At 71.9% G+C, this 7,710-nt stretch carries 9 protein-coding genes; 4 read left to right on the top strand and 5 right to left on the bottom strand.

The window, feature by feature from the left end:
• Positions 1-42: 42 nt before the first annotated feature.
• Together gatC and ACOJSN_RS21495 are read right to left on the bottom strand one after the other, a co-directional pair.
• Positions 43-342 (bottom strand): Asp-tRNA(Asn)/Glu-tRNA(Gln) amidotransferase subunit GatC, encoded by a 300-nt coding sequence (gatC, locus tag ACOJSN_RS21500; RefSeq protein ID WP_420114526.1) that lies wholly within the window; start codon positions 340-342, stop codon positions 43-45.
• Between the two features lie 59 nt (positions 343-401).
• Positions 402-779 carry a VOC family protein gene (locus ACOJSN_RS21495; RefSeq protein ID WP_420114525.1) on the bottom strand — a complete coding sequence of 126 codons (378 nt, stop codon included), beginning with the start codon at positions 777-779 and terminating at the stop codon, positions 402-404.
• Between the two features lie 130 nt (positions 780-909).
• On the opposite strand from ACOJSN_RS21495, the gene ACOJSN_RS21490 reads away from it, so the two are divergent.
• Genes ACOJSN_RS21490 through ACOJSN_RS21475 form a run of 4 tightly spaced genes read left to right on the top strand, consistent with a single transcriptional unit; the run spans position 910 to position 5,234 of the window.
• Complete coding sequence (locus tag ACOJSN_RS21490) at positions 910-1,722, top strand: ABC transporter ATP-binding protein (RefSeq protein WP_420114524.1); 813 nt, start codon at positions 910-912, stop codon at positions 1,720-1,722.
• Positions 1,723-1,762: 40 nt separating this feature from the next.
• A complete protein-coding gene (locus tag ACOJSN_RS21485; RefSeq protein ID WP_420114523.1) occupies positions 1,763-2,770 on the top strand; it encodes an ABC transporter substrate-binding protein in 1,008 nt (335 codons plus the stop codon).
• Positions 2,767-4,854, top strand: coding sequence for an iron ABC transporter permease (locus ACOJSN_RS21480; RefSeq protein WP_420114522.1), 2,088 nt, complete (start codon positions 2,767-2,769; stop codon positions 4,852-4,854). The genes ACOJSN_RS21485 and ACOJSN_RS21480 overlap by 4 nt, the downstream gene beginning before the upstream one ends.
• 29 nt (positions 4,855-4,883) lie before the next feature.
• Positions 4,884-5,234: a hypothetical protein gene (locus ACOJSN_RS21475; protein WP_420114521.1), complete on the top strand. Its 351-nt coding sequence runs from the start codon at positions 4,884-4,886 to the stop codon at positions 5,232-5,234.
• A 4-nt stretch (positions 5,235-5,238) separates the two neighbouring features.
• Here ACOJSN_RS21475 and ACOJSN_RS21470 read toward each other — a convergent pair whose 3' ends face one another.
• Genes ACOJSN_RS21470 through ACOJSN_RS21460 form a run of 3 tightly spaced genes read right to left on the bottom strand, consistent with a single transcriptional unit; the run spans position 5,239 to position 7,423 of the window.
• Complete coding sequence (locus ACOJSN_RS21470) at positions 5,239-6,090, bottom strand: biotin-dependent carboxyltransferase family protein (RefSeq protein ID WP_420114520.1); 852 nt, start codon at positions 6,088-6,090, stop codon at positions 5,239-5,241.
• Positions 6,087-6,692, bottom strand: a complete 606-nt coding sequence (locus ACOJSN_RS21465; protein WP_420114519.1) for a 5-oxoprolinase subunit B family protein — start codon at positions 6,690-6,692, stop codon at positions 6,087-6,089. Before ACOJSN_RS21465 ends, ACOJSN_RS21470 begins: the two co-directional genes overlap by 4 nt.
• Positions 6,689-7,423 carry a LamB/YcsF family protein gene (locus tag ACOJSN_RS21460; protein WP_420114518.1) on the bottom strand — a complete coding sequence of 245 codons (735 nt, stop codon included), beginning with the start codon at positions 7,421-7,423 and terminating at the stop codon, positions 6,689-6,691. The genes ACOJSN_RS21465 and ACOJSN_RS21460 overlap by 4 nt, the downstream gene beginning before the upstream one ends.
• Between the last annotated feature and the right edge of the window lie 287 nt (positions 7,424-7,710).

Here is a 7,710-nt window from a genome sequence, read left to right as displayed (position 1 = left end):
GGTCGGCGGCGGAAAGCGTGATGAGATCGTTCCGATCGCCCATCAGGCTTCTTCCCCCAGGATCTGCGGCACGGCGAACTTGTCGTCCTGTGCCTCGGGCGCCTGCGACAGGATCACGTCACGGTCCAGGGTTGCCCCGGGCACGTCCTCGCGGAACACGTTGGTCAGCGGGATCGGGTGGCTGGTGGCGGGCACGTCGGGGCCTGCCACCTCGCTGACGGTGGCGACGGCCTGGACGATGACGTCCAGCTCACCGGCCAGCCGCGTCACCTCGTCCTCGGACAGGTCGATCCGGGCTAGTCCGGCGAGCCGGAGCACCTCGGCAGAGTCGATCGTGGACATGCCCCGAGTCTAGGAGGGATCGTGAGGCCCCTCCGACCGCCTCGGCAGCCGCGTGGGACTCAGCCGGCGTCGCCGCTCCCGCTCGTGGCGCCCTCGTAGATGCCGACCTCGTTGCCATCGGGATCGCGGAAGGTCGCCGACCAGCTCGTCTCGCTGATCGGGGTCTTGCCGTTGACGACCTCGCCGCCGTTCTCGACAACCTTCGCCAGCACGTCGTCGATCGAGTCGACCTCGACGTAGGAGACCGGGCTGGTCGCGGTGTCGCTGCGTGTGGTGAGGCCACCGCCGCTGATCTTGTTGGGGGCCTGCCACATCGGGTAACCCTCGTAGCCCTCGAACTCCTCGATGTTCCAGCCGAACAGGTCGCCGTAGAAGGCACTCGCCCGTGCGGTGTCGGTGACCGGGATCTCGATGTGGGTGATGTCTCCGTGAGGCATCTCGTCTCCCTTCTCGGATCTCCCCATCGTCGCACCGCGGCGCGACGTCGTGCAGCCGTTCGGACGAGGAATCGGTCCACCAGTCGGACGAGGTTTTATGTAAGGGAAGGCTGCCCTAATATCGACTCCTGTGTCTGTGCCACTCCCCGCTCTCCGAGGCAGCGATCTCACGGTCCGCTTCGGCTCCTACGAGGCGGTCAGCCACACCGACATCACCCTGACAGAAGGCACCGTCACGGCGCTGGTGGGTCCCAACGGATCGGGCAAGTCCACGTTGCTCCGCGCGCTCAGCCGACTCGTGCGACCCGACACGGGCACGGTGGCCGTCGGTGACGTCGAGGACACCAGCCTCCTGAGTGCGCGCGACTTCGCCACCCGGGTGGGGCTGCTCGCGCAGCAGCGCATCACCCCGAGCGGTCTCACGGTGCGCGATCTGGTCGAGTTCGGCCGGCACCCGCACCGGTCGGGCTGGCGCGGACGCGATCCCCAGGGCCATGGCGCCGTCGAGCGCGCCCTGACTCTGACCGGGCTGGCCGACCTGCAAGAGACACCGCTCGAGACCCTCTCGGGTGGCCAGCTGCAGCGCGCATGGTTCGCCGCCGCACTGGCCCAGGACACCTCGGTGCTGCTGCTCGACGAGCCCACCAATCACCTCGATCTGCGCTACCAGGTCGAGGTCCTCGAGCTCGTCCACGAGCTCGCGAGCCTGCACGGCGTCGCCGTGGGCGTCGTGCTCCACGACCTCAACCACGCCGCCGAGATAGCCGATCGCGTGCTTGTGCTCTCTCGCGGCCGCGTGGTCGCTGACGGCCCGGCGCACCACGCGCTGGACGCCGACCTGCTCACCGACGTCTACGAGATCCCGGTCACCGTGCGCTGCGACGACAACGGCGAGCTCGAGGTCCGGGCTCGCCGCTTCCGCGATCGCGCGATCGCCTTCTGATCACATCGCGCCCCCGCTCCACCTACGAGAGGACACACCCATGAGATCTGTGCGCGCCGCGACGAGCGTCGCCGGCATCGCAGCCGCCGCCCTGCTGCTCGCCGCCTGCGGGTCGACCGACGCCCCGATCGACGACGGCGACACCCCGGACGGCACGGCGAACGCCGATCCGATCACCGTCGTCGACACGGCGGGTGCGGAGATCACGCTGCCCGACGGACCGGCTCAGCGCGTGGTCGCGCTGGAGTGGGCGCAGGCAGAGATCGTCACCAGCCTGGGCGTCGAGCTCGTGGGCGTGTCCGATCTCGCCGGCTACACCAGCTGGGTGGGTAACGCCGTGCCGCTCCTCGGCGAACCGGCCGACGTGGGGCTGCGGACCGAACCGAGCGTCGAGGCGATCGCCGAGCTCGAGCCCGACCTGATCCTCGGCGGCGGCCGCTCGGTGCCGGAGGCCGTGGCCGATCAGCTGGCCGCCATCGCACCGGTGATGACGGTGGACGTGGCGGACGCCAGCGACCCGCTGGGCACGCTCTCCGAGCGCGTCGACCTCATCGCGACCACGATCGGTCAGCAGGAGGCAGCGGAGGAGCTGCTCGCGCAGCTCGACGCGACGATCGCCGAGAACGCGGCGTCGATCGACGCCGCCGGGCTGAGCGGTGCGCCGGTGGTGCTCACCTCGCCCTACGCCGAGGGCGCGAACGTCACCATCCGGATGCACGGGCCCGGCACGGCGGTGCAGGCGGTCGCCGACGCGATGGGACTGACCGCGGCGTGGGACGACCCGGGTGACGAGGCGTACGGGCTCTCCTACGTCGACATCGAAGGCCTCACGGCCGTGCCGGATGACGCGTGGTTCCTCTACTGGGACAACGACGACTCCGACGACCCGGTCGAGACCTCGCTGGCCGGCAACGCGATCTGGGACGGCCTGCCGTTCGTGGTGGAGGGCCACGTCGCTCCCGCGGCCAACGGCATCTGGGCGTACGGCGGCCCGGGATCGTTGATGGCCTGGAGCGACGACCTGGTGCAGGTTCTCACCGCAGGATGACTCTGACGAGCGCGCCCGCGCGGCCGCGGCCGGCTGCGCCTGCGACCACGGCCCGGCCCCGCGGACTTCTGGCGGCTACGGGCCTGGGAGCGCTCTGGCTGCTGGTCGCGGTCGGGCTGCACCTCACGCAGGGCACGGCCGATGTCGACGCCGGCGCGCTGTGGACGCTCATCACCGGCGGGCACGTGCCCCAGGGCGCCGAGGTGGTCATCGCCTCGCGACTGCCACGACTGGTCGCCGCACTGATCGTCGGTACGGCGCTCGGCGTCGCCGGCGCCGCCATGCAGTCGATCACGCGCAACCCACTGGCCTCGCCGGACACCACGGGTGTCGGAGCCGGCGCGTACCTGGCGATGACGATCGTGGCCGCGCTCGGGATCTCGCTCGGCCCACTGCCGGGCATCATGGTGGCCTTCCTCGGCGGGATCGCGGCCGCGGCCGCGGTGATCGGCCTGTCCTCGGGCGGGACCATGTCGCCCGTCCGATTGGTGCTCGCCGGTTCCGTGCTGACGCTCGGACTGGGCTCCCTCACGTCGGTGCTGCTGATGCTGTTCCCGTGGGAGACGCAGCGCCTGTTCGCGTGGGGCGCCGGCTCACTCGGACAGAACGGCTTCGGCGCCACCGCGCCCGCGGCTCCCGTGGTGGTCGTGGGCATCGGCGCGCTGATGCTGCTGGGGCGGCGCCTGGACCTGCTGCAGCTGGGTGACGACAGCGCGGCGGCGCTCGGCGTGCCCGTCGCAGCGACCCGCCGCTGGGGTGCGGTGCTGGCGGTGCTGCTGGCAGCGGCTGCCGTGACCGTGGCCGGCCCGATCGGCTTCATCGGGCTCTGCGCCCCGGCGTTGGTCCGGCTGCTGGCGCACCGGCTCACCGCGCTCCGCAAGCAGCGTCCTTTCCTGCTGCTCAGCGGCGTGCTCGGAGTCTCGCTGGTGCTGACCGCGGACGTCCTGCTGCGTGCGATGTTCGGCTCGGTCAGCGGTGTCACCGTGCCCACGGGCGTGCTCACCAGCCTCATCGGCGCGCTGTTCCTCGTGGTGCTGGCACGGCGGCTCCGGATCGCCGCCGGCACCGGCGAGTCCATCGTCACGATGTCGGCAGGGCTGCGCTGGGGTCGCACCCACCCGCAGGCGGTTCTCCTCGGTGCCGTTGCGCTCCTGGTCACCGCGCTGATCGCCGGACTGCTCATCGGGGACCGGACGATCCTGCTGGGTGATGTGTGGAACTGGGTGCAGGACGTCGCGTCCGTGCGCGTGCAGGTGATCGTGGAGTCACGGCTCCCACGCGTGGCCGGGTCGGCGCTCGCCGGCGCCTGCCTCGCCCTCGCGGGAGCGCTGGTGCAGGCGGTGACCCGCAACCCGCTCGCCGACCCCGGCATCCTGGGCGTGTCAGCGACCGCGGGACTCGGCGCGGTCGCCGCGCTGGTGCTGGTGCCCAGCACGTCCGACTCGTTGCTGTTCTTCGCCGCGCTCGGGGGCGGTGCGGTTGCCGCGCTGGCGCTCGTGGTGCTCGGCCGCGGCGACCAGATGCGCACGATCCTCGTGGGGATCGGGATCGGCGCCGCGGCGGGTGCCACGACCACGCTGCTCATCGTGCAGACCGACCCGTGGAACCAGGCCAAGGCGATCACGTGGCTGGGCGGCTCGACGTACGGCACCACGCCGGCGCTGCTGCTGCCGATGGTGCTGGTACTGGTGGCCGGCGTGGTCGTGTGCACGCGCACCGCGCGTGACCTCGACCTGCTGCAGATCGACGACACCACACCGCAGGTGCTGGGGATCGCCGTCGGCCGCTCGCGCCTGCTGCACCTCGGACTCGCGGTGGCGTTGACGGCGGCCGCCACGGCCGCGATCGGTGTCATCGCGTTCGTGGGTCTGGTCGCACCGCACGCGGCGCGGATGATCATCGGCAAGCGCCACTCCTCGATGCTGCCGCTGACGATCCTTCTGGGGGCCGCTCTCGTGGCCGTCTCCGACCTCGTGGGCCGATCGGTCATCGCGCCTGGCCAGCTCCCGGCAGGTGTGGTGGTCTCGCTGCTCGGGATGCCGTACTTCCTCTGGCTGCTGCATCGGATGCGGCTGGATCGGTGACTCGCGTGCCGACGCCTACGATGGCCGGCATGTCCGTTCCTCCCGAAACCACGCCGCCCGAGGGCACCGACGGGGAGCAGGAGACCGAACGCGACGCGAAGAACGGCCCGCTGACACGGTTCGCGGAGCGGTTCCGGGTGCCCCTGGGCGTCGTCGTCGCCGTGATCGGCGCGAGTCTGGCCGTCGTCTTCGCGATCCGCCCGCTCGACACCGCTGCCGGCACGAGCGGCCTGATCACCCAGGGGGCTGGGGTGGCGTTGTGGCTGTGCGTCGTCGGCGTCGGGGTCACGTGGGCGCTCGACGGCGCACGGAAGGTCACCAACGCCTTCGTCCTCGCCCTCGTGGCGTGCTACCTGGTCTTCCTGATCTCCGGCCTCTGAGGCTTCACTGACGTTTCGAACCCCGCCGGAAGCGCACGGTGGTCCCTGCGCGCAGCTGCGCCACGGCGTCGCACGCCGCTGCGGTGAGCACGGCCACCACCGGGTAGCCACCGGTGACCGGGTGGTCGGGACCGAGGATCACGGGCTCGCCGCTCGGAGGCACCTGCACCGACCCGGTCACCACGCCCTCCGAGGGCACCTCCCGTGTGATCGCTCGACCGAGCGGCTCACCCTCGAGTCGTAGGCCCACCCGGTCCGCGAGTGCGGAGACGCGCCACGGCCTCCGGTAGAGCTCATCGGGGTCGTTCAGCCAGTCCGCGCGGGGGCCGGGCAGGGCGTCGAGCATCACCAACGATGCAGGGTGCACGCCGCGCGGGTGAGGCTCGCTCGTGGGCATCGGTCCGGCCCCCGGCAAGACGACGAGCCGATCCCCCGCCTGCACCGGCGCCGGCCCCAGCCCCGAGAGCACGTCGGTGGAGCGCGACCCGAGCACCGCCGGTGCGTCCAGGCCGCCATGCACCGCCAGGTAGACGCGCAACCCCCACGAGGGCATCCCCCACGAGACCACGGTGCCCGCCGCGATCGCGAGCACCCGTGCGTCGTTCGCGACGCCGTCGAGCAGGACCGGCGCGGCAGCGCCGGTGACCGCCACGAGCAGATCCGTGCGAACGCGCATCGAGAACGCGCCGACCACCTCCAGCCCGGCGGCGCCGGGCACGTTGCCGAGCGCCCGGTTCCCGGCGGCGAGCGCACCGCGATCGGCAGCCCCTGAAGGTGAGACGCCCAGGTGTGACCATCCCGGCCGTCCGAGATCCTGCACCAGCGCCGACCCGCCGACCTCCAGCACCTCGATCATCGCGGCTCGAACTTCACCACGGTGCCGGCGACCAACCGCGAGGGCGGCTCGGCATCGACGTCGAACAGCACCGCGTCGGTCCGACCGAGCAGCCGCCAGCCGCCCGGCGACGAGCGCGGGTAGACCGCCGCGTACGGCCCGGCGATCGCGACCGAGCCCGCCGGCACGCTCGGCCGGGGGCTGTCGAGGCGCGGCAGGTGCAACGACTCGTCGAGCCCGGCGAGGTAGGCGAACCCGGGCGCGAACCCGACGAACTCGACGACGTACCGCGCTCCGGCATGGCGCCGCACCACCTCCGGGGTCGAGAGCCCGGTCAGGCGTGCGACCTCAGTGAGGTCCTCGCCGTCGTAGTCGACGGCGATGGTCACCTCGTCGGGCTCGCTCACGTGGGTCGGGGTCTGCGGCGCGGACGTGAGCAGGTCCCGCAACGCCGGCAGCGAGCCAGGCTCCCCGGCGACCACGAGGACGCTGCGCGCCCCCGGCACGATCTCCTCGGCCAGCGCCCTGGCACGGGCATGGAGGTGCTCGGCGAGGGCGTGCGCGGCAGCGGCATCGTCGACCTCGACGAGCAGCGCCCGCTCCCCGGAAGGCAGCACGTTCACGTCAGCGCCGCGATCTGCACACCCGCGCGCTCCAGCCCCGTGCGGACCGACCGAGCGATCGCCACCGCACCCGGGGTGTCGGAGTGCACGCAGATGCTGTGCGCGGCCACGGTCACCCGGGACCCGTCGGCAGCGGCCACTTCTCCGTCCCGGACGAGGCTGACCATCCGCTGCGTGACCAGGTCCGGGTCGTCGAGGACCGCGCCCGGCTGCCCACGCGGCACCAGCGCACCGTTCGGCAGGTAGCCGCGATCGGCGAATGCCTCGGGCACCGCGAGCAGGCCGGCGGCCACCGCCCGGTCGAGGATCGCGCTGCCTGGGAGCCCGACGACGGCCAGTCCTGCCGGTCGTGCCATCGTCACCACGATCTCGGCGACCTCGGGGTCGGTCGCGGCCCGGTGGTACAGCGCTCCATGAGGTTTGACGAAGGTGACCCGGCCGCCCGCGGCGAGCGCCGCCGTCGTGAGCTGGTCGAGCTGGGCCTCCAGCGAGGCGAGCAGAACGCCGGCGGGCAGGTCCATCGGAACCCGTCCGAACCCAGCACGGTCCGGGTAGGAGACGTGGGCGCCGATGCGGACGCCGCGTGCCACAGCCTGCTCGCACGCCACGCGCATCGAGGCGGCGTCGCCCGCGTGCCCGCCGCAAGCGATGTTGGCGCTGCTGACGACATCGAGAACGGCGCCGTCGTCACCCATGCCCTCACCGAGATCGGCGTTGAGGTCGATCCGCATGCCGCCATCTTCCCAAACCTTGGATCTAGATCCAGGTGCATCCGATTGCGCCGGTCGGGCGGAAGTAGGGGTGTGTCGTCGAGGCGGCGACCGCACCAACCGTGGAAAGGACCACAATGCGCAAGATGTTCCCGGTGCCGGCAATCGTGGGGGCAGCCGCCCTCGCACTCGTCTCGGTTCCCGCTCATGCTCAGACCTCCGACGCAGCGATGCTGTCAGTGCTCCACGGCGTGCCTGAGACAACCGTCGACGTCTACGTCGACGGCGAGCTCACGCTGGACGACTTC

Source organism: Pseudactinotalea sp. (assembly GCF_048594945.1).
Lineage (GTDB): Bacteria > Actinomycetota > Actinomycetes > Actinomycetales > Beutenbergiaceae > Pseudactinotalea.
This window is presented reverse-complemented; position numbering and strand designations above follow the sequence as displayed.

Coding starts and splice junctions, on each gene's coding strand:
- gatC (WP_420114526.1), bottom strand. CDS start 342: ATGTCCACGATCGACTCTGCCGAGGTGCTCCGGCTCGCCGGACTAGCC.
- ACOJSN_RS21495 (WP_420114525.1), bottom strand. CDS start 779: ATGCCTCACGGAGACATCACCCACATCGAGATCCCGGTCACCGACACC.
- ACOJSN_RS21485 (WP_420114523.1), top strand. CDS start 1,763: ATGAGATCTGTGCGCGCCGCGACGAGCGTCGCCGGCATCGCAGCCGCC.
- ACOJSN_RS21480 (WP_420114522.1), top strand. CDS start 2,767: ATGACTCTGACGAGCGCGCCCGCGCGGCCGCGGCCGGCTGCGCCTGCG.
- ACOJSN_RS21475 (WP_420114521.1), top strand. CDS start 4,884: ATGTCCGTTCCTCCCGAAACCACGCCGCCCGAGGGCACCGACGGGGAG.
- ACOJSN_RS21470 (WP_420114520.1), bottom strand. CDS start 6,090: ATGATCGAGGTGCTGGAGGTCGGCGGGTCGGCGCTGGTGCAGGATCTC.
- ACOJSN_RS21460 (WP_420114518.1), bottom strand. CDS start 7,423: ATGCGGATCGACCTCAACGCCGATCTCGGTGAGGGCATGGGTGACGAC.